26 protein-coding genes are annotated in these 24,779 nt (G+C 75.3%); 11 read left to right on the forward strand and 15 right to left on the reverse strand.

Annotation, left to right across the window (positions count from 1 at the left end; all coding sequences use genetic code 11):
• Positions 1-3 precede the first annotated feature (3 nt).
• Complete coding sequence (locus ACFHW0_RS00060) at positions 4-252, forward strand: DUF2630 family protein (RefSeq protein ID WP_416604587.1); 249 nt, start codon at positions 4-6, stop codon at positions 250-252.
• 46 nt (positions 253-298) lie between these two features.
• On the opposite strand, the gene ACFHW0_RS00065 is transcribed toward ACFHW0_RS00060, so the two are convergent.
• From ACFHW0_RS00065 to ACFHW0_RS00075, 3 genes are all read right to left on the reverse strand, one after another.
• Positions 299-1,234: a serine protein kinase RIO gene (locus tag ACFHW0_RS00065; protein ID WP_416604588.1), complete on the reverse strand. Its 936-nt coding sequence runs from the start codon at positions 1,232-1,234 to the stop codon at positions 299-301.
• Between the two features lie 291 nt (positions 1,235-1,525).
• Positions 1,526-2,170 carry an HAD family hydrolase gene (locus ACFHW0_RS00070; RefSeq protein WP_416604590.1) on the reverse strand — a complete coding sequence of 215 codons (645 nt, stop codon included), beginning with the start codon at positions 2,168-2,170 and terminating at the stop codon, positions 1,526-1,528.
• A 58-nt stretch (positions 2,171-2,228) separates the two neighbouring features.
• Positions 2,229-3,098 carry a carbon-nitrogen hydrolase family protein gene (locus ACFHW0_RS00075; RefSeq protein ID WP_416604591.1) on the reverse strand — a complete coding sequence of 290 codons (870 nt, stop codon included), beginning with the start codon at positions 3,096-3,098 and terminating at the stop codon, positions 2,229-2,231.
• A 106-nt stretch (positions 3,099-3,204) separates the two neighbouring features.
• On the opposite strand from ACFHW0_RS00075, the gene ACFHW0_RS00080 reads away from it, so the two are divergent.
• From ACFHW0_RS00080 to mug, 6 genes are all read left to right on the forward strand, one after another.
• Positions 3,205-3,777 carry a TetR/AcrR family transcriptional regulator gene (locus ACFHW0_RS00080; protein WP_416604592.1) on the forward strand — a complete coding sequence of 191 codons (573 nt, stop codon included), beginning with the start codon at positions 3,205-3,207 and terminating at the stop codon, positions 3,775-3,777.
• Between the two features lie 127 nt (positions 3,778-3,904).
• Entirely contained in the window at positions 3,905-4,816 is a 912-nt protein-coding gene (locus ACFHW0_RS00085) for a TIGR04222 domain-containing membrane protein (protein ID WP_416604594.1), read from the forward strand.
• Positions 4,813-5,631, forward strand: coding sequence for a DUF692 domain-containing protein (locus ACFHW0_RS00090; RefSeq protein WP_416604595.1), 819 nt, complete (start codon positions 4,813-4,815; stop codon positions 5,629-5,631). Before ACFHW0_RS00085 ends, ACFHW0_RS00090 begins: the two co-directional genes overlap by 4 nt.
• Entirely contained in the window at positions 5,628-6,074 is a 447-nt protein-coding gene (locus ACFHW0_RS00095; protein ID WP_416604597.1) for a hypothetical protein, read from the forward strand. Before ACFHW0_RS00090 ends, ACFHW0_RS00095 begins: the two co-directional genes overlap by 4 nt.
• Before the next feature lie 67 nt (positions 6,075-6,141).
• Positions 6,142-6,909: an SDR family oxidoreductase gene (locus ACFHW0_RS00100; protein ID WP_366642207.1), complete on the forward strand. Its 768-nt coding sequence runs from the start codon at positions 6,142-6,144 to the stop codon at positions 6,907-6,909.
• Positions 6,909-7,535 carry a G/U mismatch-specific DNA glycosylase gene (gene mug / locus ACFHW0_RS00105; protein WP_416604599.1) on the forward strand — a complete coding sequence of 209 codons (627 nt, stop codon included), beginning with the start codon at positions 6,909-6,911 and terminating at the stop codon, positions 7,533-7,535. Before ACFHW0_RS00100 ends, mug begins: the two co-directional genes overlap by 1 nt.
• A 28-nt stretch (positions 7,536-7,563) precedes the next feature.
• Here mug and ACFHW0_RS00110 read toward each other — a convergent pair whose 3' ends face one another.
• From ACFHW0_RS00110 to ACFHW0_RS00120, 3 genes are all read right to left on the reverse strand, one after another.
• The gene (locus ACFHW0_RS00110) at positions 7,564-9,543 is read right to left on the reverse strand and encodes an ABC transporter ATP-binding protein (protein ID WP_416605222.1); all 1,980 of its coding nucleotides are present in this window, start codon (positions 9,541-9,543) and stop codon (positions 7,564-7,566) included.
• Between the two features lie 116 nt (positions 9,544-9,659).
• Positions 9,660-10,427, reverse strand: coding sequence for an enoyl-CoA hydratase/isomerase family protein (locus ACFHW0_RS00115; RefSeq protein WP_416604600.1), 768 nt, complete (start codon positions 10,425-10,427; stop codon positions 9,660-9,662).
• A gap of 46 nt (positions 10,428-10,473) precedes the next feature.
• Positions 10,474-10,701, reverse strand: a complete 228-nt coding sequence (locus ACFHW0_RS00120) for a helix-turn-helix domain-containing protein (protein WP_007462679.1) — start codon at positions 10,699-10,701, stop codon at positions 10,474-10,476.
• A 209-nt stretch (positions 10,702-10,910) separates the two neighbouring features.
• Here ACFHW0_RS00120 and ACFHW0_RS00125 point away from each other — a divergent pair, with 209 nt between their 5' ends.
• Positions 10,911-11,393 (forward strand): cadmium resistance transporter, encoded by a 483-nt coding sequence (locus ACFHW0_RS00125; RefSeq protein WP_416604604.1) that lies wholly within the window; start codon positions 10,911-10,913, stop codon positions 11,391-11,393.
• Between the two features lie 180 nt (positions 11,394-11,573).
• On the opposite strand, the gene ACFHW0_RS00130 is transcribed toward ACFHW0_RS00125, so the two are convergent.
• Positions 11,574-13,178, reverse strand: coding sequence for an ABC-F family ATP-binding cassette domain-containing protein (locus ACFHW0_RS00130; protein ID WP_121400702.1), 1,605 nt, complete (start codon positions 13,176-13,178; stop codon positions 11,574-11,576).
• A 244-nt stretch (positions 13,179-13,422) separates the two neighbouring features.
• Here ACFHW0_RS00130 and ACFHW0_RS00135 point away from each other — a divergent pair, with 244 nt between their 5' ends.
• A complete protein-coding gene (locus tag ACFHW0_RS00135) occupies positions 13,423-14,340 on the forward strand; it encodes a neutral zinc metallopeptidase (RefSeq protein ID WP_416605223.1) in 918 nt (305 codons plus the stop codon).
• A gap of 127 nt (positions 14,341-14,467) precedes the next feature.
• Here ACFHW0_RS00135 and ACFHW0_RS00140 read toward each other — a convergent pair whose 3' ends face one another.
• Entirely contained in the window at positions 14,468-15,808 is a 1,341-nt protein-coding gene (locus ACFHW0_RS00140) for a carbohydrate-binding protein (protein ID WP_416604606.1), read from the reverse strand.
• 216 nt (positions 15,809-16,024) lie between these two features.
• On the opposite strand from ACFHW0_RS00140, the gene ACFHW0_RS00145 reads away from it, so the two are divergent.
• On the forward strand, positions 16,025-17,020 hold the full coding sequence (locus ACFHW0_RS00145) for a helix-turn-helix domain-containing protein (RefSeq protein WP_416604608.1): 996 nt from the start codon (positions 16,025-16,027) through the stop codon (positions 17,018-17,020).
• 191 nt (positions 17,021-17,211) lie between these two features.
• Positions 17,212-17,997, forward strand: coding sequence for a carbohydrate-binding protein (locus ACFHW0_RS00150; protein WP_416604610.1), 786 nt, complete (start codon positions 17,212-17,214; stop codon positions 17,995-17,997).
• 125 nt (positions 17,998-18,122) lie between these two features.
• Here ACFHW0_RS00150 and ACFHW0_RS00155 read toward each other — a convergent pair whose 3' ends face one another.
• The 7 genes from ACFHW0_RS00155 to ACFHW0_RS00185 form a co-directional block, all read right to left on the reverse strand.
• A complete protein-coding gene (locus ACFHW0_RS00155) occupies positions 18,123-19,451 on the reverse strand; it encodes a helix-turn-helix domain-containing protein (RefSeq protein ID WP_416604611.1) in 1,329 nt (442 codons plus the stop codon).
• Positions 19,448-20,797 (reverse strand): helix-turn-helix domain-containing protein, encoded by a 1,350-nt coding sequence (locus tag ACFHW0_RS00160; protein ID WP_416604613.1) that lies wholly within the window; start codon positions 20,795-20,797, stop codon positions 19,448-19,450. Before ACFHW0_RS00160 ends, ACFHW0_RS00155 begins: the two co-directional genes overlap by 4 nt.
• A 213-nt stretch (positions 20,798-21,010) precedes the next feature.
• Positions 21,011-21,664 carry an acVLRF1 family peptidyl-tRNA hydrolase gene (locus ACFHW0_RS00165; protein ID WP_416604615.1) on the reverse strand — a complete coding sequence of 218 codons (654 nt, stop codon included), beginning with the start codon at positions 21,662-21,664 and terminating at the stop codon, positions 21,011-21,013.
• A 10-nt stretch (positions 21,665-21,674) separates the two neighbouring features.
• The gene (locus ACFHW0_RS00170; RefSeq protein WP_416604616.1) at positions 21,675-22,325 is read right to left on the reverse strand and encodes a LysE family transporter; all 651 of its coding nucleotides are present in this window, start codon (positions 22,323-22,325) and stop codon (positions 21,675-21,677) included.
• 215 nt (positions 22,326-22,540) lie between these two features.
• Positions 22,541-22,957, reverse strand: coding sequence for a metal-sulfur cluster assembly factor (locus tag ACFHW0_RS00175; protein ID WP_416604618.1), 417 nt, complete (start codon positions 22,955-22,957; stop codon positions 22,541-22,543).
• Positions 22,954-23,430, reverse strand: coding sequence for a Fe-S cluster assembly sulfur transfer protein SufU (sufU, locus tag ACFHW0_RS00180; RefSeq protein WP_121400693.1), 477 nt, complete (start codon positions 23,428-23,430; stop codon positions 22,954-22,956). The genes ACFHW0_RS00175 and sufU overlap by 4 nt, the downstream gene beginning before the upstream one ends.
• A 42-nt stretch (positions 23,431-23,472) precedes the next feature.
• Positions 23,473-24,777, reverse strand: a complete 1,305-nt coding sequence (locus ACFHW0_RS00185; RefSeq protein WP_416604620.1) for a cysteine desulfurase — start codon at positions 24,775-24,777, stop codon at positions 23,473-23,475.
• Between the last annotated feature and the right edge of the window lie 2 nt (positions 24,778-24,779).

The following is a 24,779-nucleotide window of genomic DNA, read 5'->3' on the forward strand; positions in this document are numbered from 1 at the left end:
GGCATGGACGACACGACCATCCTGAACCGGATCTCCGAGCTGGTCGACGAGGAGCACCGGTTGCGCGCCGACGCGCAGGCAGGCGAGTCGGGCACGGACGACGACGCCCGCACCCGGCTGCGCGAGCTGGAGGAGTCCCTCGACCAGTGCTGGGACCTGCTGCGCCGGCGGCGGGCCGCCCGGCAGACCCACGGCGACCCGGACGCCCAGGGGACGCGCCCCAAGCCGGCCGTCGAGCGCTACCTCCAGTGACCCGGGGTCCCGGGCGGCCGGTGCCTGGCCGCCCGGGACGTCAAGGTCAGCGGATCCCCGCCTCCCGCAGCAGCAGCGCCGTCAGCGCGGCCGGGTCGGCGTCCGCCGCGGGCAGGCCCCGGGCCGCGAACCAGGTGGCGACCACCCGCACGTCGCGGGCCAGGAACTCCGGCCCCTGCGGGTTGGCCACCACGTCGACGACCTGCGGCAGGTCGATCAGCACCAGCCGCCCCGCGTGCACCAGCAGGTTGTACGGCGACAGGTCGCCGTGCGCGAGGCCGGCGCGGGCGAGCACCACGAGGGCGTCGACGAGCTGCCTCCACAGCCCGCGCAGCTCCCCCGCCTCCGGCCGCAGCTGGGCCAGCCGGGGCGCGGCCAACCCCTCGTCCTGGTCGCCGAGGAACTCCAGCATCAGCTCCGTGCCGCGCAGCTGCACCGGGTACGGGACGGTGATGGTGCCGTAGCGGGCGCCCACCTCCCAGAGCCGGGCCAGCGCGGCGAACTCGGCCGCCGCCCACTGCCCGGCGATCATCTGCCGGCCGAAGGCGGTACGCCCGGCCATCGCCCGGTTCTCCCGGGAGCGGCGGACCCGGCGGCCCTCCAGGTAGCCGGCGTCGCGGTGGAACAGCCGGTGCTGGGCGTCCCGGTACCGCTTGACCGCCAGCAGGCAGGACCGGTCGGTGCCGGGCACCGCCCGGCGGACCAGGTGGACGTCCGCCTCCTTGCCGGTCTTGAGCACGCCCAGCTCGGTGTCCTTGGCGGCCAGCTCGGTGATCAGCCAGTCGGGGTGGGGCTCCGGGCCGTGTACGGCGTCGTCCCAGGAGGACCAGCGCTCCCCCGTGTCGGGGTCGGGCTCGGCCTCGGGGTCGGCGGGGGCGGGCTCGGCGGCCCGGCCGCGCTTCAGGAAGAGCTGTTCGTCGTCGTCGAAGCGGCGCTTGCCGCGGGTACGGCGCTCGCGCGCCGGAAGGTCGTGATCGCGCACTGCGGTGGTGATCCCTTGCTCGAGGCTGATGGGGGCAGGTGGAAGCGACCTGCGAAGACGGCCATGACCGACCCCCTCTCCTCGACCGGACGCGCGCCCGGTTGCACGATGCGCCGACCATGCTCACGGGCCGACGCCACCCCGGTCAACCGAATTACGCCCGACCCGGCACCCCGCCCGGCCCCGGCCGGGCACCCCGCCGCCCGGCCCGGCGCCAGGCCCGACCCCGCTCCGGCGCAGGGACCGTGGCCGGCCAGCGCGTCGGCGGGCGGCGGGCGGGCGGCGGCTGCGTCAGCCGGCGAGCACCGTCGCGACGGCGGCGATCACGCCGTCCGCCGTGCGGGTGGGGGCGAACCGGTCGTCGACCCAGCTCCGCCCCCGGTGCAGCCAGACGCTCGGCAGGCCCACGGCGGCGGCGCCCCCGATGTCCACCTCCGGGCCGTCGCCGACCACCCAGGCGTCGCGCAGGGGCAGCCGTACCCGCCGGGCGGCAAGCGCGAAGATCCTCGGGTTGGGCTTGCTGACGCCGACCTCCTCGGAGATCACCCAGTCGGCGACGTAGCGGTCCAGCCCGGTACGCCGGATCATGGCCTCCTGCTGGCGTACCCCGCCGTTGCTGACCACCACGGGCGTCCAGCCGGCCCCGTCGGCGATCCGCAGCGCGCAGGCGACCAGCGGATCGAGCCGGATGTTGGCCACCACGCCGTCGTGCAGCTCCTCGACCAGGTCGATGGACGGGATCCGCAGCCCGTACCGGTCACGCACGGCGTCGGCCACGTCCCACCGGTCGGTCAGCCCGTCGGCGTCGATGGACAGCAGCCAGTCGATGTCGGCCGGCGGCGCGCCGACACCGGCCAGGAAACGCTCCCCCCAGGCGCGGAACGGACCGGCCCGGTCGAGCAGCGTGTTGTCCAGGTCCAGCAGGAGCAGCGGCACTCGGGCACCCTACGGGAGCACGACGGGCCGCCGACAGTGCCGACCCCTCCCGACGCCGTCAGGCCGGCAGCGCCGAACGGGCGCCGCCCTGGTGGGGCAGGCGGTCGAGCAGCATGCAGTGGGCGGCCCGGGTCGCCGCGAGGGCCTCCGGGGCGAGCGCGACGACCAGCACGGCCTCGCCGGTGTCCGCACCCCGGGTCAGCGGCCGGCCCTCCGGGTCGTAGACCGCCGCGCCGCCGTTGAACCGCCACGGATCGGTGCCGCCCACGAGGTTGGCGAACACCACGTACATTGTGTTGTCCAGTGCGCGGGCGGCGTAGTAGAGGTCGCGGCGGTGCTCGGAGCCGGCCAGGTAGCCGCTCGGGCAGAGGTAGCCGTGCGCCCCGTCGGCCGCCGCGGCCCGGCCGTGCTCGGGGAAGCAGCCGTCGTAGCAGATGCCGAGCCCGAGCCGCCAGTCGTCGACGAGCAGGGTGGTACCCCGGTCACCGGCGACGAACAGCTCCCGCTCGCCGCTCCACAGCTGCTGCTTGTCGTATCCGACGCGGACCTCGCCGGCCCTGTCGACCAGCAGGGCGGAGATCGTCCGCCGGCCGTCCGGGTGCCGGACCGCGGCGCCGACCACCACGGCGCCGCCGCCGTCGCGGGCCGCCTCGCGCAGCGGGTCCAGCCGCGGGTCGGCCACGGCGCCCGCCGCGTCGGCCGCGACGTCGGTGCCGGCCGGGTCGGCCGCGAGCGTCGGCAGGTGGTACGCGGGCAGGAAGAGCTCGGGCAGCACGGTCACCCGGGCGCCCCGCTCCGTGGCGCGGCGGACCAGCCGGGCGGCGCTCGCCGCGTTGCCGGCCACGTCGCCGGGGACGGGCTCGGCCTGCACGGCCGCGACGGTCAGCGGTGCGGCGGGGACCGCGACGGCGGTGGGGAGTGGCGTCACGGGCCGATCCTAACCGGCGTGCCGTAACCCATGATCATTTACACCCGGCCAAACCAAGCCGTACGTACGGTTTGCACAGCGGGAGGCGAGCTGTCACGATCGACCCGTGCCCAGAGTAAGTCAGGACCAGCTCGACGCGCGCCGGCAGGAGATCCTCGCCGCCGCGCGGGCGTGTTTCGCCCGGCACGGCTACGAGGGCGCCACCGTCCGCAGGCTGGAGGACGCCACCCGGCTGTCCCGGGGCGCGATCTTCCACCACTTCCGCGACAAGGACTCGCTCTTCCTGGCGGTGGCCGAGGACGACGCCGCCGCCATGGTGGAGACGGTGGCCCGCAACGGCCTGGTCCAGGTCATGCGGGACCTCCTGGCCGGCGCGGTCTCCCCCGACACCACCGGCTGGCTGGGCAGCCAGCTTGAGGTGTCCCGGCGGCTGCGGACCGACCCGGCGTTCGCCAAGCGGTGGGCGGAGCGGTCGGCGGCGATCGCCGAGGCGACCCGCGACCGGTTGGCCCGGCAGCGGGAGGCGGGCGTGCTCCGCGAGGACGTGCCGATCGACGTGCTGGCCCAGTTCCTCGAACTCGCCTACGACGGCCTGGTGCTGCACCTGGCGATGGGCCGTCCCGCCGGCGATCTCGGCCCGGTGCTCGACCTGGTCGAGGAGGCCGTCCGCCGCCGCTGACCCGCCCGCCGGCCGCCCTCGCGCCGCTGCGTACCGGTCGGGTAACCCGGTCGACGCGGTGGGTCCACCCCTGGCGGGCCTGCTCCACAATTGGGTCGCGATCCCCCTCGCCCGACAGGAGCAGCACATGACCGTCCTCGCCGCACCTGGTGACACCTGGGGCATCTCCGGTCCCGCCTTCCTCGGGGTCTACCTCCCCGCCGCCGTCGTGATCATTGTCGGCACGGTCGTCCACCGCCTCTCGGTCCTCGCCGGGCCGCAGGTGGGCGACGTGAGTCAGCTCGGTCCGCAGCAGGTCGCCTACCTCAACGGCGGGCAGCAGCTGGCGATCTGGGCCTCGCTCGGCGGGCTGCGCAGCAGCGGGGCGATCGGCGTACGCCCGGACCGGCGACTCACCACCGGCGGTCCGCTGCCGGCCGGGATCACGCCGCTCGACCAGGCCGTCCACCTGGCCGCCGGGCGCAACGCCACCACCCGGGAACTGGCCCGTGACGAGTGGGTCCGCCGGGCGCTCGACCAGCTCAGGACGAGCCTGGAGCAGCGCGGGCTCGCGCTCGCACCGGCCGACCGGGCCGCGCTGCGCCGGGGCGCGTTCCTGCTCTCCGCCCTGCTGCTGGTCGGCGTGTTGCGCATCTTCGCGGGTCTGGGCAACGACCGTCCGGTGGGCTGGCTCGTGCTGAGCCAGGTCCCGCTGATCGTCGTGGCCGTCCTCCTGTACCGGGTGCCGTGGCGCACCCGCGCCGCCACCCGGGCCCTGCGCGACCTGCGGCGTCGGCACACCTACCTCGCGCCCGCCTCGGCCCCCGCCTACGCCACCTACGGCGCGGCGGGCGCCGCGATGGGGGTCGCCCTGTTCGGCACCGCGTCGCTCTACGCCATGGACCCCGGCTTCGCCAGCCAGGCCGAGATCCAACGCCAGGCGATCAGCGGCTCCGGGGCCTCCTCCTCCGGCGGCGGGTGCGGCGGGGGCAGCTCGTGCAGCGGGGGCAGCTCGTGCGGCGGCGGCGGGGGTTGCGGCGGAGGCGGGTGCGGCGGATGACCGGCCCCGCCGGCGTGGGCATCGGCTGGCGGCCCGAGATCGCCGGGTTCGTCGCCGACCTGCCCGGGCTGCGCTTCGTGGAGGTGGTCGCGGAGAGCGTCGCCGCGACCGGGCCCCCGCCCGCCGGGCTGGCCGCGCTGCGCGAGCGCGGCGTGACGGTCGTACCGCACGGTGTGCGGCTCTCCCTCGGCGGCGCGGAACCGGTCGACCCGGCGCGCGTCGCCCACCTGGGCGCGGTGGCGGAGCTGGTCGGGGCGCCGCTGGTCAGCGAGCACATCGCCTTCGTCCGGGCCGGCGGCGTCGAGGCCGGTCACCTGCTGCCGCTGCCCCGCAGCCGGGAGGCGGTCGACGCGGTCTGCGCCAACGTCGCCCGCGCGCAGGCCGCGCTGCCGGTGCCGCTCGCGCTGGAACCGATCGCGGCCCTGTTCGACTGGCCCGACGACGAGCTGGACGAGGCCGACTTCCTCACCGAGATCCTGGACCGCACCGGCGCGTTCCTGCTGCTCGACGTCGCCAACGTGTACGCCAACGCCCGCAACCGGGGCACCGACCCTTCGGCGCTGCTCGACCGGCTGCCGCTGGAGCGGGTCTCCTACGTGCACGTGGCGGGCGGCGCCGACCACGGCGGCTACTACCACGACACGCACACCGATCCGGTGCCCCCGGCGGTGCTCGACCTGCTACGCGAGCTGTGCGCCCGCCGCCGGCCGCCGGCCCTCCTGCTGGAACGCGACGGGCACTACCCGCCCGCCCCGGTGCTCCGCGCCGAGTTGGACGCCCTCGCCGCCGCGTCCGGCTTCCCGGTGGTGACGTGAGCGGTGATCTGGCCGAGCGGCAGGCGGCGCTGGTGGCGGCGCTGGTCGCCGGCGGCCCCGTGCCGGCGGGCTTCGACCCGGCGGCGGTCGCCGCCGCCGGGGCCGCGCTGCTGCGCAAGCGCGCGGGGGAGGTGGCCCGGCACTGGCCGCTGCTCGCCGCCGGACTCGGCCCCCGGTGGCCGGAGACCTTCGCCGGGTGGGCGGCGGGGCGGCCGACCGGGGGCTCGCTGCGCGACGGCTGGGACCTGGCCCGCGACCTGCGCGACCGGGGCGCGCTGCCGCCGCTCGGCGCGGAGGAGCTGGCCGTGCGCGAGGCCGCCGACCGCTACGACGGGCGCCGGCCGCCGCGCCCGCGTCGGCTGCCGGCCTGGGGGCGCGCCGGCGGGGCCGTCGCGGTCCAGGTCGCCGGCCGGGTACGCCTGCTGCGTCCCGCCCGCCGCTGACCGCCCGCCGCCGACCGGCCCGAGGGCCCCGCTGGCGGATCCGGCCGGGTGCGGCAGGATCGACGGCATGGATCTCGGACTGACCGATCGGGTGTACGTGCTGACCGGCGCCTCCCGGGGGCTGGGCTTCGCCACCGCGCAGTGCCTCGTCGCCGACGGCGCCCGCGTGGTGCTCTCCGCCCGCGACGCCGATGCGGTGGCCGCCGCCGCGCAGCGCCTCGGCGGGCCGGAGCGGGCGGTCGGGCTCACCGCCGACCTGGCCGACGCCCAGACGCCGGAGCGCCTCGTGGCCGCGGCCCGCGAGCACTTCGGACGGCTCGACGGGGCGCTGGTCTCGGTCGGCGGGCCGCCGCCGGGCAGCGCCGCCTCGGTCACCGACGAGCAGTGGCGCCGCTCCTTCGAGACGGTCTTCCTCGGCACCGTACGCATGGTCCGCACCGTCGCCGAGAACCTGGCCGGAGGCGACGGCGGGGCGGTCGGGCTGGTGCTGTCGACCTCGGCGCGCGGGCCGGTGCCCGGCCTGGGCATCTCCAACGGCCTGCGGCCCGGCCTGGCGGGCATGGCCAAGGACGTCGCCGACGAGTACGGCCCCCGGGGCGTGCGGGTGGTCGGCCTGCTGCCCGGGCGGATCATGACCGACCGCAACGTGGAGCTCTTCGCCGCCACCGGCGACCCCGAACGGGCCCGCGCGGAGGCCGAGGCCGCCATCCCGCTGCGCCGCATCGGCGCGCCGGCCGAGTTCGGCCGGGTCGCCGCGTTCGTGCTCTCCCCCGCCGCGAGCTACCTGACCGGCGTCACCGTGCCGGTCGACGGCGGCGTGCTGCGGGGCCTGTGATGGCCACGCCCGCCGGCAGGCCCGGTCCCGGCTCCCCCGCCCGGCGGCGGGGGCGGGCGGCGGAGACGGCCGGGCGGTATCCGCGGCCCACGCGGGAGGAACTCGCCGCGGCGGCCGAGCGCACCATCCCCGACGTCATCGCCCCCGGCCTGGACGCGCTCTTCGTGGGCATCAATCCGGGCCTGTGGTCGGCCGCGACCGGGTGGCACTTCGCCCGGCCGGGCAACCGGTTCTGGCCCGCGCTGCACCGGGGCGGCTTCACGCCCCGGCTGCTGCATCCCAGCGAGCAGGACGAGCTGCCCGGGTACGGGCTGGGCATCAGCAACATGGTCGCGCGGGCCAGCGCCCGCGCCGACGAGCTGACCCCGGCCGAGCTGGTCGAGGGGGCGGAGATCCTCACCGGCAAGGTCGAGCGTCATCGCCCCCGGTGGGTGGCCGTGGTCGGGGTCACCGCGTACCGGATCGGGTTCGCCCGGCCGAAGGCCGCCTTCGGGCCGCAGCCGCAGCGGCTGGCCGGCGCCCGGCTCTGGGTGCTGCCCAACCCCAGCGGCCTGAACGCGCACTTCACCCCCGAGACGCTCGGCGCCGCCTTCGGGGAGTTGCGGGCGGCGGTCGCCGCCGGCTGAGGCGCGTGTCAGCCGGCAGCGGCAGCCGTCAGTTGGCCGCGGCCGGCGGCAGCGCCTCGTCGGCGAGGTAGGGCCGCAGCGGCGGCACGGCCACCGGCTCGGGCCCGGTCGCGTCGGCGTACGGGGTGGGCGAGTCGGCGACCGCGAACTGGGTGCGGTAGAGCTCGGCGTAGAGCCCGCCCACGGCCACCAGTTCCTCGTGCCGCCCCCGCTCGACGATCCGCCCGTCGTCGAGCACCAGGATCTGGTCGGCGTCGCGGACGGTCGAGAGCCGGTGCGCGATCACCAGCGCGGTACGCCCGGTCAGCGCCACCGACAGCGCCCGCTGCACGGCGGCCTCGCTCTCCGAGTCGAGGTGCGCCGTCGCCTCGTCGAGGATCACGATCGACGGGGCCTTGAGCAGCAGCCGGGCGATGGCGATGCGCTGCTTCTCGCCGCCGGAGAAGCGGTAGCCGCGCTCGCCGACGAGGGTCTCCAGCCCCTCCGGCAGCGACCGGACCAGGTCGGCGACCTGCGCCCCGGCCAGGGCCGCCCAGATCTCGTCGTCGGTGGCGTCGGGCCTGGCGTAGCGCAGGTTCTCGGCGATGGTCTCGTGGAACAGGTGCGAGTCCTGGGTGACCACGCCGATCTCGTCGCGCAGCGAGGCGAGGGTGGCGTCGCGGACGTCGACCCCGCCGACCAGCACCTGCCCGTCCGTGACGTCGTAGATGCGGGAGATCAGCATCGACAGCGTCGACTTGCCGGCGCCGGAGGGGCCGACCAGCGCCACCATCTGCCCCGGCTCGACCGCGAACGAGACGCCCTTGAGCACGGGCTCGTTGACCGTACGGTCGAGGGCGGCGACCTCCTCCAGGGAGGCGAGCGAGATCTCGGCGGCGCTGGGGTAGCGGAACCGGACGTCGCGGAACTCGACCCGGCCGCTGGCCCGGGGCACCGGCACGGCGTCGGGTTTCTCCTCGATCGTCGGCTTCAGGTCGAGCACCTCGAAAACCCGGTCGAAGGAGACCAGCGCGCTCATCACGTCGACCCGGACGTTGGACAGCGCGGTCAGCGGGCCGTAGAGGCGGGTGAGCAGCAGGGCGAGGGTCACCACGGTGCCGGCGCTGACGTTGCCGGTGACCGCCAGCCATCCGCCGAGGCCGTAGGTGAGCGCCTGGGCAAGCGAGGCGACCAGCAGCATCGCCACGAAGAAGGTCCGCGAGTACATCGCGGACTGGATGCCGATGTCGCGGACCCGCTCGGCCCGCCCGGCGAACCGGCGTGCCTCCACCTCGGGCCGGCCGAAGAGCTTCACCAGCAACGCGCCCGAGACGCCGAACCGCTCGGTCATCGTCGCGTTCATCTTCGCGTCGAGGTTGTAGGACTCCCGGGTGATCTCGGCGAGCCGCTTGCCGACCCGGCGGGCCGGGATGATGAAGACCGGCAGCAGCACCAGGGAGAGCGCGGTGATCTGCCAGGAGAGGGTGAACATCACCGCGGCGGTGAGCACGAGCTGGATGACGTTGCTGACCACCCCGGACAGGGTCGAGGTGAACGCCCGCTGCGCGCCGAGCACGTCGTTGTTGAGCCGGCTGACCAGCGCGCCGGTCTGGGTGCGGGTGAAGAACTGCAGCGGCATCCGCTGGACGTGGTCGTAGACCCGGGTGCGCAGGTCGAGGATGATGCCCTCGCCGATGCGGGCCGAATACCACCGCTGGGCGAGGGAGAGCAGCGCGTCGGCCACCGCGAGCCCGGCGATGACGAGGGCCAGCCGGACCACCGCGTTGCCGGCGTCGGTGCCGCCCCGGGTGATCGTGTCGATCACGTCGCCGGCGAGCACCGGGGTGGCGACGCCGATGACCGCGGCCAGCACCACCGTGACCAGGAAGACGACGATGTCCCGGCGGTAGGGCCCGGCGAAGGCCACGATCCGGCGGGCCACCCCGCGCTTGAGCCGGTGGGTGGAGATCTCGTCGCGGTTGCGCATCGACCGGAGCATGCTCCAACCGGCCATGCCGCCGCCCGACATCGAGTTGGACACGTTCACCTCCGGGTCGTCGGGCTGACCGCACCGTCAGGTCAATTCTCCCGACGACTCTGACAACCTCGGCCGTAACCCCGATCTTCCCGAACGGTCCTTACTACTTACTCTCCCCGCCCGGCGAGGTCACGCAGCCGGCGGGTCTGCGCCTCCCGCTCGGCCCGCTGCTGGTCCGCGGCGGACCGACCGGTCGCGCCGGCCAGCAGGGCCTTGATCTCCACCACCGCGTTGCGGTCGTTGGCCAGCAGCCCGGCGGTCAGGTCACGCACCGCGGCGTCCAGCTCGGCGGTCGGCACCACCAGGGTGGCCAGGCCGATCCGGTCCGCCTCGGCGGCGTCCATCCGCCGGCCGGTCGCGCAGATCTCCAGCGCACGGCTGTAGCCGACCAGGTCGACCAGGCGGCCGGTGCCGGCGAGATCCGGGACCAGGCCGAGCGTCACCTCGGCCATGGAGAGCTTCGCGTCCTCGGCGAGCACGCGCAGGTCGCAGGCGAGCGCCAGCTGGAAGCCCGCGCCGATCGCGTGCCCCTGCACGGCGGCGACGGAGACGACGTCGGGACGGTGCAGCCAGGTGAAGCCGCCCTGGTATTCCGCGATCCGGTCGGCGCACTCCTGCTCGGGCAGGGTGGCCAGCTCGGCGAACGACCCCGGGCCGGCGGCTCCGGCCACCGACAGGTCGAGGCCGGCGGAGAACGCCCGCCCCTCGCCGCGTACGACCACGACGCGGACGTCGCCGGGAAGGTCCCGCGAGAAGTCGCTCATCGCGCGCCACATCGCCGGGGTCTGCGCGTTGAGCACGTCGGGCCGGCACAACGTGACCGTCGCGACCGGCCCGTCGCATTCCAGCCGGACCCCGGTCGCCTCGGCGGTCACCGAGCGACCCGGGGAGCGGCGCTGATGGACGACGCTGGTGGGCGGGTCACGCCTTCTTGCGGCGTCGGGCGCCGCCACGCTGCCGCAGCTGAACCCCGGACTCGGTGAGCACCCGGTGGATGAACCCGTAGGAACGGCCGGTCGAGGCCGCGAGCGCGCGGATGCTCTCACCCGAGGTGTACCGCTTTACCAGGTCCTTGGCGAGCGTCTGACGCTCGGCTCCGACGATCCGGCGACCCTTCTCAGTGCTGGTGGCTGTGCCAGTGGCTGCCATGCTGTGTCCTCACGTCCCAGACTGTGCGGTTCGGATACGGTCCCACCTATTAGACCGCCTCGAACGATCATGCGCCAGATATCAACTCTTCGCCAACCGACACGCTATGCAATGTCAGCTTCCCGATAGCGTGATGCTCCCGACGCGGCCCGGGGCCCGCCCGCCCCTCGGCGCCGGGCGCGGTGGCGGCCCGCCCGTACCCTGCTGGCGTGATCGACCTGTTGGGCACCGCGGCCGGCGCCGCCGTGGTGTTCGCCGCCACCGACATCGACGACATCGTCGTCCTGACGCTGCTCTTCGTCGCCGCGCGCACCACCGGCCGCCCCCGGCCCTGGCAGATCGTCGCCGGGCAGTACCTGGGCATCGGCGCGCTCGCGCTGGCCAGCGCCGTGGTCGCGGCCGGGCTCCTGGTGGTGCCCGACCCCTGGACGGGGCTGCTCGGCCTGCTGCCGGTCGCTCTCGGCGTCCGCGCGCTGCTCGACCGCGACGCCGACGAGACACCCGCGGTGGTGGGCTCCGCCGTCGGCGTGGCCGGGGTGACGATCGCCAACGGCGCCGACAACATCGCCGTCTACGTACCGGTGTTCCGGGCGCTCGGTCCGGCGGACAGCGCGGTGTTCCTACTGGTCTTCGTGGTGCTCATCGCGCTGTGGTGTGCGGCCGGCGCTGGCTCGGCAACCACCCCCGGGTGACGGGGCTGGTCGGGCGCGCGGGCCACCGGCTCGTTCCGGCGATCTTCATCGCCATCGGCGTGGTCATCCTGGCCACCTCGGGCATCCTGCCCCACCTACGCGACCTCCTGCGCTGACCGCACGCCCCACCCGCACCCACCCCGAGGGCCGGGGCGGGCGGGGCGGGTCGGAGTGGGTGGGTCAGGCCAGTTCGACGAGTTCGAGCAGGTCGTCGCTCCAGGCGTCCTCGTCGCCGTCGGGCAGCAGGATGGCGCGGTCGGGCTTCAGCGCCATGACCGCACCGGGATCGTGGGTGACCAGCACGATCGCGCCCGGGTAACGGGCGATGGCGTCGAGCACCTGCTCCCGGCTGACCGGGTCGAGGTTGTTCGTCGGCTCGTCGAGCAGCAGCACGTTCGCCCCGGAGCAGACCAGGGTGGCCAGCGCGAGCCGGGTCTTCTCGCCGCCGGAGAGCACGCCGGCCGGCTTGTCCACGTCGTCGCCGGAGAACAGGAACGCCCCGAGGATCTTGCGCAGGTCGGTGTCGGTCTGCTCGATGGCGGCGCTGCGCATGTGCTCCAGCACCGTACGGTCCACGTCGAGCGTCTCGTGCTCCTGCGCGTAGTAGCCGAGCCGCAGGCCGTGGCCGGCGTGCACCTCGCCGGTGTCCGGCTCCAGCAGGCCGCCGAGCATCCGCAGCAGGGTGGTCTTGCCGGCGCCGTTGAGCCCCAGGATGGCCACCCGGGAGCCCCGGTCGACCGCCACGTTCACGTCGGTGAAGATCTCCAGCGAGCCGTACGACTTCGACAGGCCGGTCGCGGTGAGCGGGGTCTTGCCGCACGGGGCCGGGCTCGGAAAGCGCACCTTCGCCACCTTGTCGGCGACGCGTACCTCCTCCAGGCCGGAGATGAGCTTCTCGGCCCGCCGGGCCATGTTCTGCGCGGCGACGGTCTTGGTGGCCTTGGCCCGCATCTTGTCGGCCTGCGCCATCAGCGCGCCGGCCTTCTTCTCGGCGTTGGCCCGCTCCCGGCGGCGGCGCCGCTCGTCGGTCTCGCGGGCCTCCAGGTACGCCTTCCAGCCCAGGTTGTAGACGTCGACCACGGAGCGGGTGGCGTCGAGGAACCACACCTTGTTGACCACCGACTCCAGCAGCGAGCCGTCGTGGGAGATCACGATCAGGCCGCCCTTGTGGTTGGCGAGGAAGCTGCGCAGCCAGGTGATCGAGTCGGCGTCGAGGTGGTTGGTCGGCTCGTCGAGCAGCAGGATGCCGCCGCCGTTCTCGCCCGCGTCGCGGAACAGGATCCGGGCCAGCTCGATGCGGCGGCGCTGACCGCCGGAGAGCGTGCCGATGGTCTGCGCCAGCGCGCGGTCCGGCAGGCCGAGGTTGGCGCAGATCCGGGCGGCCTCGGCCTCGGCCGCGTACCCGCCGAGGGAGGCGAACTGGTCCTCCAGCGCGCCGTAGCGACGGACCAGCTTGTCGTCGGCGCCGTCGGCGAGCCTGGTCTCGATCTCCTTCATCTGGGCCATCAGCACGTCCAGGCCCCGGGCGGAGAGCACCCGGTCGCGGCCGGTGACCTCCAGGTCGCCGGTCCGGGGGTCCTGCGGGAGGTAGCCGATGGCGCTGCGGCGGTCGATCTGACCGGCGTACGGCTGGCCCTCGCCGGCGAGCACCTTCAACGTGGTGGTCTTGCCGGCGCCGTTGCGGCCGACCAGGCCGATCCGGTCACCCGGCTGCACCCGCAGCGTGGTGTCGGACAGCAGGATGCGGGCGCCGGCGCGCAGCTCCAGGCCGGTGGCAGTGATCATGTCGGAGGACTCGCTCTCGGGGTCTGGAAGGGCTGACTCAGGGCACGCGAAAGCGCCGGCGAGCACAAGGCCCGTCGGCGCGGGGCGGTTCAGCCTTCGCAGAGCAGCACGGGGCAAGTGTACCGGGCGCCGCCGGACCGCCCCGCCGGATTACCGATCAAGATCATCGGGTACCGAAACGCCGTCCGGACCCGGTCCGGTACCGCAACCACCAAGACGGATCAAAACGGTGATCGGGGTTGACATGGAGCTGAACGAGAACGCGCGGATCGACACCAGCCAGGTGGACGACCGGCGGGGATCCGGCGGGGGCGGCGGGCTGGGCGGCATCCGGATCCCGATCGGCGGCGGCCGGGGCGGCATCGTCGGCCTCGTCATCGCGGTGCTCGTCGCGCTCGTCGGCGGCGGCTTCGGCCTGAACGCGGCCACCAACGGCGGCGACGAGCCGCAGGGCGACAACGCGTCGCTGGAGCAGAAGTGCTCGGCCGAGGACGCGCTCCAGCAGCTCGACTGCCGCAACGCCCTCTACGTCAACTCCATCCAGGAGTACTGGCAGAAGGCCCTGCCCGAGGCGTTCGGCGAGCAGTACCGCCCGTCCCGGACGGTGTTCTTCAGCCAGGGCGTCAACACCGCCTGCGGGCAGGCCGACTCCGGCGTCGGCCCGTTCTACTGCCCCGCCGACGACCTCGTCTACATCGACCTCACCTTCTACCAGGTGCTCGCCCAGCAGCTCGGCGCCTCCGGCGAGTTCGCGCAGCCGTACGTGCTCGCCCACGAGTACGGCCACCACGTGCAGGACCTCCTCGGCACCGAGGCCCAGATGCGCCGCCAGCAGCAGCGCGACCCGGACAACGCGAACGCGCTCTCGGTGAAGCTGGAGTTGCAGGCCGACTGCTACGCCGGCGCGTGGGCGAAGAACGCCACCGGCACCGCCGACGCGAGCGGCCAGAAGATCTTCACCAGCATCAGCGAGCAGGACATCCAGCAGGCCATCGACACCGCCGAGAAGATCGGCGACGACGCCATCTCCAAGCGGGCCAACCGGCCGGTGAACCCGGACGAGTTCACCCACGGCTCCTCCGCCGAGCGCAAGGAGTGGTTCACCCGGGGCTACTCCACCGGCGACCCGAAGTCCTGCGACACCTTCCGCGGCAGCCTCTGACCCGCCACGGGCGTCGGGCGGCGGACGGCGGGCCCCGAGGGGCGTGCCGCCACAACCCACACAGGCAGGCCACGGGCCCGGTCGGCGACCGGGCCCGTGGCGCGTACGCGTGACGCAGCGGCGGCGCTCAGACCCGCTGCCAGAGCGCCGGCACGTTCGGCGGCTCCCAGCCCGGCTGGGCGGTGTGTCCCTGTAGGCAACGGTACGACTGGCCCGCGTAGCTCACCGTCGCGCCGGCGGCGTATCCGGTGCCGACCTGCCAGGTCGTGCCGCCGGGCGGGTTGCCGGTCGAGGTGGGCGTGGGGGTCGGCGCGGGGCCGCCGGCGGTGACGAGGCTGAGCCCGTACGCCGCCAGGATCGCGTTGACCGGCTGGAAGTACATCGTCCCGCCGGTGCTGCAGTTGCCGGAACCGCCCGAGGTGACCCCCTGGGCCTGGTCACCGGAGAGCCACGAGCCACCGGAGTCGCCCGGCTCCGCACAGGCGTTGCTCCGGGTCAGTCCGGTGACCGTGCCCTCCGGGTAGGTCACCGAGGCGTTCTTCTGCTGGATGGTGCCGCAGCGCCAGCCGGTGGTGGAGCCGGACCGGCAGACCGCCGCCCCCACGGCTGCCTCGACGCTGCCCGCCACCGTGACCGTGCCGCCGCGGTAGTTGTTCACCAGCCCGCGCGGGGTGTTCCCGGCGTCCACCTGCACCCAGGCGTAGTCGCGGCCCGGGAAGGTGGAGCCGCGGACGGTGCCACCGGGCTGGGAGGTGCGGGCGCCGACCCGGCCGCAGTGCCCGGCGGTGACGAACCCGCCGTTGACGGAGAACCCGACCGAGCACCGGCTGCCGCCGGTGTAGTAGGCGTTGCCACCGATCACGTCGGCGTACGGCCTCGGGTTCTCGGTGCTGGCCTGGACCCGCACCGCGCCGGCCGGCACACCCGCCGCGGCGGCGAAGGACCGGGCCGCGGCCGCGCCGCCGTCGCGGGCCAGCACCACGACGGAGTTGCCGGGAAGGTCGGCGTACCAGCCGATGACGGTGGCCGGCGCGGCGGCGGCCCGGCGGTTCAGCCGCTCGACCGCCGCGTGCAGGGTGTCCTCGCCGTAGGCGACCGGGACCGGGACAGCGCCGAGGGCGCGGACGGGGCCGGCGTCGGCGGCGCGGGTGACGCCGACCGCCACGGCGGCACCTTCGTCGGTGACCCAGGTGCCGCCGTAGCCGGCACCGAGCGTGGTCCGCAGCACCTGCTGCGCGCGGCTGGCGCGATCGTCGACCGCCAGGCGGGCGCGGGCCTGGTCCGGGGTGAGCCCAAGGTCGCGTTGCAGGGCGGCGAACATCTCCGGAGCGACGTTGCCGGGTCCGGCGGCCGGCGCGGTCGAGGTGGAGGTGGTGTCGGCACCGGCCTGGGTGGCCAGGGCCATGGTCAGCACCAGAGCGGCAGCACTCAGGGTAGTTGCCGCCACGGTGGTTGGTCGTCGGAGCATGGAGGTCTCCTCGCGGTCGGAACGATGTGGAGGGTCGGCTCAGGCCCGCCTGATCAGGCATGCGAGTGCCGTACGGCGGGGTCGCGGCGATGCGCTACAGACGAAACAACAAATGTTGTTAACCGTGTTGCCCTCACCGTAGGTTAGACATCCGATGCCGTCAATACAGGTCGCGATCGATCGCAACCCGTCCCTCCACCGCGAACGGAGCCGCCCGTGTCCCCGCCGCGTCCGTACGACCCCCGGACCAGGACCGTCCCCGCACGACCCGCCACGGCCCCCGGGCGGGCCACCCGCTCCCCGGCGCCGAGCCCCGTGACCGGCCCGTCGCCGGCGCTGCCCCGGCACGACCTGGCGGTACCCGCCCCGGACGAGCTGCCCTTCGCCGTCGGGTCCTTCGAGGAGATCGGCCCGCTCTCCCGCGCCGACTTCCCGCACCGGCACGTCTTCTACGAGCTGGTGTACGTGACCCACGGGCGGGCCACGCACGTCATCGACCTCGACGCCCACCCCGTCCGGCCGCCACACCTGTTCGTCGTCACGCCCGGCCAGGTGCACCACTGGCAGGACCAGCGCGACCTACGCGGGCACGTGCTGCTCTGCGCCGCCGAGTTCCTGCTGACCTTCCCGGCCGACCGCGACGCGCTGCACCGCTCGGGGCACCGCTCCTGGCGCCCGCGCGACGACGCGCAGGCGAGGCGGATCGCCACCCTGATGCGATGGACGACGGCCGAGTACCGCCGGGGCGGGCCCGGCCGGGCGAGCACCCTGCGCGCCTACCTGCACCTGCTGCTCACCGAGGTGCGCCGGTCCCGACCCACGGGCCCGCCCCCCGGCCCGCCGCCCGGGCCGGGCATCCGCAACCAGCGCGCCGCCGCGATAGCCCGCCGCTTCGAGGAGCTGCTCGGCGAGCCGGACCTCGTCGGCGAGCCTCCCCGCGCGTACGCCCGTCGCATCGGCGTGTCGGTGCGCCACCTCAACGACGCGGTCCCGCTGGCCACCGGCGCCACCCCCGCCCGGCTGATCCGCCGGGCCCGGGTCCTGGAGGCGAAGCGCCTGCTGACCCGGACCGACCTCACCGTGGCCGCGATCGCCGACCGGCTCGGCTTCGCCGACCCCGCCTACTTCTGCCGGTTCTTCCGCCGGGAGGCCGGCGACTCCCCCGGCGCGTTCCGCCGGCACGGCGGAAAACACCACGATTCCGCCGGCTGACACATCGACGCACCCCGACCTCCGTCAATAGCGTCGGGTCGCCGGCCGCGCCGGCCGCGCCGGCCCGCCCGGGTGTGCCGGGACTTCCCGGGCCGGCCGGGCCCGACACCCGTTGCCCACCAGGAGGAACGCTCATGAACGGTGCAGCCAGCGACGCACGGGAGCCAGACGATGCCCGCCCCCACGGCGGCGTGACACGCAAGAGCGTGCTGCGGGCGGCGGCACTGGCCCTGCCCGCCCCGTTCCTCGTCAGCGGCGCCGCGCGGGCGGTGGGCGCGAGGACGGCCGACCCCGCGTCGGTACCGCCCCTCACCCCGTACTGCGACGACGGCGACGACCCGACGCCGGCGCAGATGGAGGGCCCTTACTTCAAGCCGAACTCACCGCGCCGCTCCTCGCTCGTCGAGGCCGGCACGGTCGGCACCCGACTCACCGTCACCGGCCACGTCTTCGGGCTGGACTGCCGGCCGCTCCCCGATGTGCTGCTGGACTTCTGGCAGGCCGACACCAACGGCGGCTACGACAACATCGGCTACCGGCTGCGCGGCCACCAGTTCACGGACGCGTCGGGCGCGTACCGGCTCAGCACGATCGTGCCGGGCCTCTATCCCGGACGGACGCGGCACATCCACGTCAAGGCGCAGGCGCCGAACCGGCCGGTGCTCACCACCCAGCTGTACTTCCCCGGCGAGCCCCGCAACAGCACGGACACGCTCTTCGACCCCGCGCTGCTGATGACGGTACGCACGGCGAACGGCGGCCGGGAGGCGAGCTTCGACTTCGTCCTCAACGTGACCTCCGGCCCCACCCCCACCCCGACCGGCACCGCACCCGGCGGCACCTGGGCGGCCGGCACCGCGTACCCGGCCGGTGCCCGGGTCACCTACGGCGGGGTCGGTTACCGCTGTCTCCAGGCGCACACCGCCCAGCCCGGCTGGGAACCGCCGAACGCGCCGGCGCTCTGGGCCCGGGACTGACGCACGACTGGACCGGTCGCCCGTCCGCCGACGGGATGGCGAACGGACGGGTGACCCGGTCCGCAGGCGGGCCGGCCCGGCGGCCCGGCCGAAGGGCCCCCGGCGGCGTACCCGTCGCCGGGGGCTCAGGCCGTGGCGCGGAGCACGGCGACCCGTTCACCGAGCTGCTCCACCTGGTGCAGCCCCTCGCGGAGCAGGTCGACCGCGTCCCCGGGGCGACCCCACCCCTCCAACAGGTCCGCCAGCAGCAGGGCCACCGTCGCCAGTTCCCGGCGCCGCCCGGCCGCCCGGTAGCCGGCGAGCGCCGCCCGCAGGTGCCGCTCGGCACCGGCCCGGTCGCCGTCGTCGTCGCGCAGCAGGCCGCGCACCCGGTCGGCGCGGGCCGCGACCACCGGGTCGCCGCCGAGGTCGACGGCGTCGCGCAACAGGGCCTCGGCCCGCGCCGGCTGGCCCAGCGCGTGGTAGACCTCCGCCAGCTCCACGCCGACCTCGCGGGCCAGCGCCGGCTGCCCGGCGTCCGTCAGCACCGTGTGTGCCCTCGCCAGGTCGGCGAGGGCGCCGGCCAGGTCGCCGGCCCCCCGGCGCCCCTGCCCCCGGGCCCGGTGACAGCACGCCAGCAGCCACCGCATGGCAACCTGCCGGGCCGCCTGGCGGGCCTGCTCGGCGGCGACGGCGGCCTCCGCCGTTCGCCCCGAGGCGAGCAACGAGGACGCGAGGCTCAGGTGCAGACCGGCGACCCGGGCCGGCGCGGCGAGCACCGCCAGGGCCAGGGCCTGCGTGGCGGCATCCGCCGCCGCCCCCTCGTCGCCGAGCGCGCCGTGGCAGCGCACCAGCTCGGCGTGCAGGACCAGCAGGACCGACGGATCCGGGTACCCGTCGCGCAGCAGCGCGTCCCGCGCCTCGGTGAGCAGGTAGCGGGCGTAGCGCGGGTCACCGGCGTGGTAGGCCAGCCCGGCGCGGCCGGCCGCCGCCTCGGCGCGCACGTGCGGGGGCGCCCCCGCCAGGAGAGCCTCCGCCCGGTCGAGCTGGGCCGACGCGGCACCCGGCTCGTCGCGGCGCAGCGCCACGCCCGCCAGGCCGAGCCGGGCCCGGGCTTCCAGCTCCGGCTCGGCCAGCTCGGCGGCGGCCCCGGCCACCTCGCGGCAGACGGCGGCCGTCTCGTCGGCGGACCCGGCCAGGTCGGCCTCGGCCAGCCGAAGCCGCAGGCGCACCACCTCCGCCGGCGAGCGGCCGGTGGTCAGGTCCGAGGGCGTGACGCCGAGCCGCTCGGCGAAGTGGGCGACGGCCTCGGCGGAGGGCACCCGGCGACCGCTCTCCACGGCGGAGACGTAGGCCGCGGTGTACCGGGGCTCGGCCAGGGCGCGCTGCGTGAGCCCCCGTTCCGCGCGCAGCCGCTGCACCCGCGCGCCCAGCCCGCCCGCCGCACCCGCCACGACGGGCTCCGGCCGGCTCACGACAGCCGCTCCGCCGCGCGCAGGCCACGGCGCAGCACCGCCGCCGCCTCGTCCCGCTGTGCCCGGGCCAGCAACAGCTCCGCGAGGTGGCGGCAGGTGACCACCACGTCGCCCATCAGGCCGGCCCGCTCGTACCGGTCGACGGCCCGCAGCAGCAGCCGCCGCGCCTGCTCGCCGTCGCCCTGGGCGGCCCGCACCAGCCCGCGTACCCGGTCGGCCTCGGCCATGATCTCGCGGTGGTCGCTGGCGGTCGCCGCCCCCGCCGCCTCCTCGGCCAGCTCGGCCGCCTCGTCCAGCGCGCCCTCGCGCCGACGCGCCTCGGCCAGCTCCAGCGTCGCCCCGGCGTGGTCGAGCACCGCGCCGACGGCGCCCAGCGTCTCCCGGGCGCGCCGCAACTGCGCCCCCGCCTCCCCCGGTCGCCCGGCCCGCAGCAGGACGTAGCCACGAGCCCAGTGACACAGGCCGATCTCCCGGGTCAGCCCCAGCTCGGTGTAGCGGCGGACGGCCTCCCGCAGGTGCCGGTCCGCCTCGTCCAGCTCGCCGTCGCGACGCAACTGCCCGGCGACGGCGTGGAACTGCGCCACCCACTCCCGGTTGGTCGCCCGGGCCAGCAGGGGCGTCACCTCCCGCTCCAACCGCCGGGCCCGTTCCCGCCAGCTCAGCTCGAGGAACGTGTACATCAACGCGTTGGTCAAGCGCAGCTCGGCGTCGGCGTCCACCGGCGGCGCCGCCCGCAGGGCCCGCAGGCCGCCCTCCAGGATCGCCACCGCCCGCGGCGCGTCCCCGGCGACCAGCAGGCAGTACGCCTGCCGGGCCAGCACCGCCGCGCGCAGCGCCGGGCAGCCGTCGGGCAGTTGGTCGGCAAGCTCGTCGTACCGGGTGGCGGCGTCCTCGGTGCGCCCCCGGTGCAGTTGGGCCTCCGCCAGGTGGTATCCGGCCCAACCGGCCAGCTCGGACAGTCGGTAGCGCTCCGCGCGGCGGCGTACCCCGGTCAACGCCCGCTCGGCGACGTCCAACCTGCCGGCGGAGAGGTCCCGGCGGGCCGCCGCCTGCTCGGCGGCGAGCTGAGCGGCCGCGTGGGCCGGCCGACCGTGGCGCAGGTCGTCCACCGCCAACCCGAGGCGGTCGGCGAAGTGGGCCAGCGCCTCGGGGCTGGGCATCCGGGCACCCGACTCGACGGCCCCCAGGTAGGCGCGGGTGTAGCGGGAGCCGACGACCTGCTGCTGGGTGAGACCCCGGGCCAGGCGCAGCCGCCGGATCCGGTGCCCCAGGCTCTCCCCGACCGCGTCGTCGCGGGAGTCGACGCTCCCGACCACGGCGACGTCGGCCGCCGCCGTCTCCGCCATCCTGGCCCCCTCCCGACCGTCGCGCCCAGCCTAGTGCGCAGGTGCCCGGGCGGCCGACCACGCTCGGGGCCGCTCCCCGGGCGGAGGAGCACGGCCTTCGCGCCCCCTCCGAGCCGTGGCCGCGCTCCCGCCGCAGCCGCCGGGCCGCAGCCGGAACCGCCGGGCCGCAGCCGGAACCGCGGGCCGCCGGAGCCGTGGTGCCGTGGTGTCGGGTCAGGACGGCGCGGGGTCGCGGACCAGGATCCGGACCGCCCGGGCCGCCGCGATCGCGCCGACGAGCACGGCGTGGCGGGGCTCGGGCACGTCCAGCAGCCGCTCGGCGCGCAGCGCCGCCAGCGGGGCGAGCCGCCGGTCGGCCAGCACGCTGTCCACCGCCCGCCGGTCGCCGCCGCAGACCAGCGCGCCCAACGACGACGCCTCCGGCAGCAGCAGCCGTACGGCCAGGTCGGCCGCGTCGCCCAGCGCCGCCTTCGCCTGGTTGTCGCGCCGCCGGGCGAAGCGCTGCTGGGACCACCCCCCGGCGGCGGTACGCCCCTGCACGTAGCGGGTGTCCACCTTGGAGACCACCAGCTCCTCCCCCGCCGCGACGCCCACCGCCACCGCGCCCTTGCGGGCGAGCAGCAGGCCGAGCCGGCGGGGCGTGGTCGCGGCGGCCACGAAGCCGGCCACGTCGGAGGCGGCCGGCGCCCCGGGCGGCGTGTGCAGCTCGGCGGTCGCGCCGTCGGCGGCGGAGAGCAGCAGCCCGTACGCCTGGATGGTGGTGGTGGGCGGGCCGTGCCGGTCGGCGAAGCCCTCGGCCCAGCGGGCGACCCGGGCCGGGTCGACCTCGACCCAGCGGCCGCCTCCGGCGGCGGGGCGGCTGCTCATACGCCCGAACCTACGGCACCGCGGCGCCGGCGGCTCCGTCGGGCAGCAGCATCGCCACGGCCAGGGCGGCGATGATCACGCTGGAGAGCAGCGCCGTCACGAGCCGACCGCGCGGGCCGGTGAGCACCCGGCCGACCAGGGAGCCCCCGCCGGCGACGAGCAGTTGCCAGCTCGCCGAGGCGACGAACGCGCCGAGCACGAAGAGACCGGCGGCGAGCGGATCCGACCCGGCGCGGTCGGTGCGACCCAGCACGAGCGCGGCGAAGTAGACCACGGTCGCGGGGTTCAGCAGGGTCAGCGCGAGCACACCGGTGAAGGCGCGGAGCGGGGTGTCCATGCCCCGGCGGACGCCGGCGACCCCGGTCACGGTGCGGGGACGCAGCGCGCGCCAGGCGCCGTGGCCGGCGAGAAGGAGCAGCACCAGTGCGGCGGCCAGCCGCAGCGGCCCGGCGACCGGGGCGATCAGCCCGGCGACGGCGGCCCCGCCGAGGGCCGCCACGGCGGCGTAGAGCCCGTCGGCGGTGGCCACCCCGAACGCGGCGGCGGCGCCGACCCGGAACGACGTGCGCGCGCTGAGCCCGAGGATGAGGACCGCGATCGCGCCGACCGGGATGGCGACGCCGTAGCCGGCGACCAGACCGGCCAGGAACGCGCCGGTCACGACGGTCGGCGGCGGACCGGGACGCGACCGGACGCGGTCCGCTGTCGCCCGGCGGCGGTGGCCGCGGGGACGGGAACGGTCTTCGTCGGGTACGTCTCGATCACCCGCTCATCCTCGGCAGCACCCCGCCGTCCCGCCACCGAATTCCCCCGACAAGAGCGAGCGCGCCGCCCCGCAGGGGGCGACGCGCTCGACGGGTACCGGCGTGGGGCCGGTCAGACGTTGAAGCCGAGGGAGCGGAGCTGGTCGCGCCCCTCGTCGGTGATCTTGTCCGGCCCCCACGGCGGGAGCCACACCCAGTTGATCCGGATGTCGTCGACCAGGCCGCCGCCCGGTCCGGTGGTCAGCGCCTGCCGGGCCTGGTCCTCGATCACGTCGGTCAGCGGGCAGGCCGCCGAGGTCAGCGTCATGTCCAGGGTGGCGACGTTGTCGTCGCCGACGTGCACGCCGTACACCAGGCCGAGGTCGACCACGTTGATGCCCAGCTCGGGGTCGACGACGTCCTTCATCGCCTCCTCGACGTCGGCGACGGCGGCCTTGCCCTTGGCCGCCGACGCGCCGGCCTCCCCGCCCGGGGCGCCCGCGTCCTCGGTCGCCGGGTTCGCCGCGGTGGCGGTGTCCTCGCTGCTCATGCCTCAACCTCCGTCGGGCTCACGCCCACACCGGCGCGTGCCGCGGCGTCCTTGAACGCCATCCACGGCAACAGCGCGCACTTGACCCGGGCGGGGTAGCGGGCGACGCCCGCGAACGCGACCCCGTCACCGAGCACGTCCTCGTCCGGCGTGACCTGGCCACGGCCGGACATCAACTCGACGAACGCCTCGTGTACCCGGAACGCGTCGCCCGCGTCCCGTCCCACCAGCAGCTCGTGCAGCACGCTCGCCGACGCCTGGCTGATCGAGCAGCCCATGCCGTCGTACGAGACGTCGTGCAGCACGTCGCCGTCGGTCGCCACCCGGACGGTGACCTCGTCACCGCAGGTCGGGTTGACGTGGTGCGCCTCGGCGACCCGGGCACCCGTGGCGTCCGCATCGCGCAGGCCGCGACCGTGCGGGTGCTTGTAGTGGTCCAGGATGATCTCCTGGTAAAGAGATTCAAGCTGCATCAGGCTGAACTCCCGTCGATCCGCGGGCTCCTGCGTCGCCGCTCACTCGAACACCTTCCGCACCTGCTCCAGCCCCGCCACCAGGGCGTCGATCTCCCCGGTGGTGGTGTAGAGGTAGAACGAGGCCCGCGTCATGGCCGGCACGCCGAACCGGGTGCACACCGGCTTGGCGCAGTGGTGGCCGACGCGCACCTGCACGCCGAGCGAGTCGAGCACCTGCCCGACGTCGTGCGGGTGGATGTCGCCGAGGGCGAACGAGATGGTGCCACCCCGGCCCACCGGTACGGCCGGCCCGAAGATCCGCAGGCCGGGCACCGTGGCGAGGGCGTCCAGCGCGTACGCCGTCAGCTCCTTCTCGTGCCACTGGATGGCCCGCATCCCGATGCCGGCGAGGTAGTCGACGGCCGCGCCGAGCGCGACCGCCTCGGCGATCGGCGGGGTGCCCGCCTCGAACCGGGCCGGCGGCGCGGCGAACGTCGAGCGGGCCATGGTGACCGTCTCGATCATCGACCCGCCGCCCAGCACCGGCGGCATCGCCGCCAGCAGCTCCGACCGGCCCCAGAGCACGCCGATGCCGGTCGGGCCGCACATCTTGTGCCCGGTGAAAACGATGAAGTCGGCGTCGTGGTCGACCACGTCCATCGGCATGTGCGGCACCGACTGGGAGCAGTCGAGCAGCAGCAGCGCGCCCACCTCGCGGACCCGCGCGGTGATCCGCGAGGTGGCGTTGACCGTGCCGAGGATGTTGGACGTGTGCACCAGCGAGACGATCTTCGTCCGCTCCGTGACCAGGTCCTCCAGCCCCGACTCGTCCAGGCGCCCCTGGTCGGTGACCGGGAACCAGCGCAGGGTCGCGCCGGTGCGCTCGCAGAGCAGCTGCCACGGCACGATGTTCGAGTGGTGCTCCATCTCGGAGATCACCACCTCGTCACCGGGGCCGAGCCGGAAGCGGGGGTCGGCGTCGGGCCGCAGCGACGCGTTGGAGAACGCGTACGCCACGATGTTGATCGCCTCGGTGGAGTTCTTGGTGAACACCACCTCGTCCACGCTCGGCGCGTTGATGAACGCGGCGATCTTCGCCCGCGCGCCCTCGTACGCCTCGGTGGCCTCGGTGCCCAGGGTGTGCACCGAGCGGGACACGTTGGCGTTGTGCATCGCGTAGTGCTCGCCGAGCACGTCGAGCACCTGCCGCGGCTTGTGCGAGGTGTTGGCGCTGTCGAGGTAGACCAGCCGGTGCCCGTTGATCTCCCGGTCGAGGATCGGGAAGTCGGCGCGCACCTTCGCCACGTCGTAACGCGGCACGTCGTCGTACTGCGGCATCCCCGACGGGATCGCGATGGAAGTCATGT

Source organism: Micromonospora sp. LOL_025 (assembly GCF_048060285.1).
GTDB lineage: Bacteria > Actinomycetota > Actinomycetes > Mycobacteriales > Micromonosporaceae > Micromonospora.

What these genes read in the sequence shown, in the direction of transcription:
- ACFHW0_RS00060 (WP_416604587.1), top strand. Translation starts at nt 4, where the DNA reads ATGGACGACACGACCATCCTGAACCGGATCTCCGAGCTGGTCGACGAG.
- ACFHW0_RS00085 (WP_416604594.1), top strand. Translation starts at nt 3,905, where the DNA reads ATGACCGTCCTCGCCGCACCTGGTGACACCTGGGGCATCTCCGGTCCC.
- ACFHW0_RS00090 (WP_416604595.1), top strand. Translation starts at nt 4,813, where the DNA reads ATGACCGGCCCCGCCGGCGTGGGCATCGGCTGGCGGCCCGAGATCGCC.
- ACFHW0_RS00100 (WP_366642207.1), top strand. Translation starts at nt 6,142, where the DNA reads ATGGATCTCGGACTGACCGATCGGGTGTACGTGCTGACCGGCGCCTCC.
- mug (WP_416604599.1), top strand. Translation starts at nt 6,909, where the DNA reads ATGGCCACGCCCGCCGGCAGGCCCGGTCCCGGCTCCCCCGCCCGGCGG.
- ACFHW0_RS00110 (WP_416605222.1), bottom strand. Translation starts at nt 9,543, where the DNA reads ATGTCGGGCGGCGGCATGGCCGGTTGGAGCATGCTCCGGTCGATGCGC.
- ACFHW0_RS00120 (WP_007462679.1), bottom strand. Translation starts at nt 10,701, where the DNA reads ATGGCAGCCACTGGCACAGCCACCAGCACTGAGAAGGGTCGCCGGATC.
- ACFHW0_RS00130 (WP_121400702.1), bottom strand. Translation starts at nt 13,178, where the DNA reads ATGATCACTGCCACCGGCCTGGAGCTGCGCGCCGGCGCCCGCATCCTG.
- ACFHW0_RS00135 (WP_416605223.1), top strand. Translation starts at nt 13,423, where the DNA reads ATGGAGCTGAACGAGAACGCGCGGATCGACACCAGCCAGGTGGACGAC.
- ACFHW0_RS00140 (WP_416604606.1), bottom strand. Translation starts at nt 15,808, where the DNA reads ATGCTCCGACGACCAACCACCGTGGCGGCAACTACCCTGAGTGCTGCC.
- ACFHW0_RS00160 (WP_416604613.1), bottom strand. Translation starts at nt 20,797, where the DNA reads ATGGCGGAGACGGCGGCGGCCGACGTCGCCGTGGTCGGGAGCGTCGAC.
- ACFHW0_RS00165 (WP_416604615.1), bottom strand. Translation starts at nt 21,664, where the DNA reads ATGAGCAGCCGCCCCGCCGCCGGAGGCGGCCGCTGGGTCGAGGTCGAC.
- ACFHW0_RS00175 (WP_416604618.1), bottom strand. Translation starts at nt 22,957, where the DNA reads ATGAGCAGCGAGGACACCGCCACCGCGGCGAACCCGGCGACCGAGGAC.
- sufU (WP_121400693.1), bottom strand. Translation starts at nt 23,430, where the DNA reads ATGCAGCTTGAATCTCTTTACCAGGAGATCATCCTGGACCACTACAAG.
- ACFHW0_RS00185 (WP_416604620.1), bottom strand. Translation starts at nt 24,777, where the DNA reads ATGACTTCCATCGCGATCCCGTCGGGGATGCCGCAGTACGACGACGTG.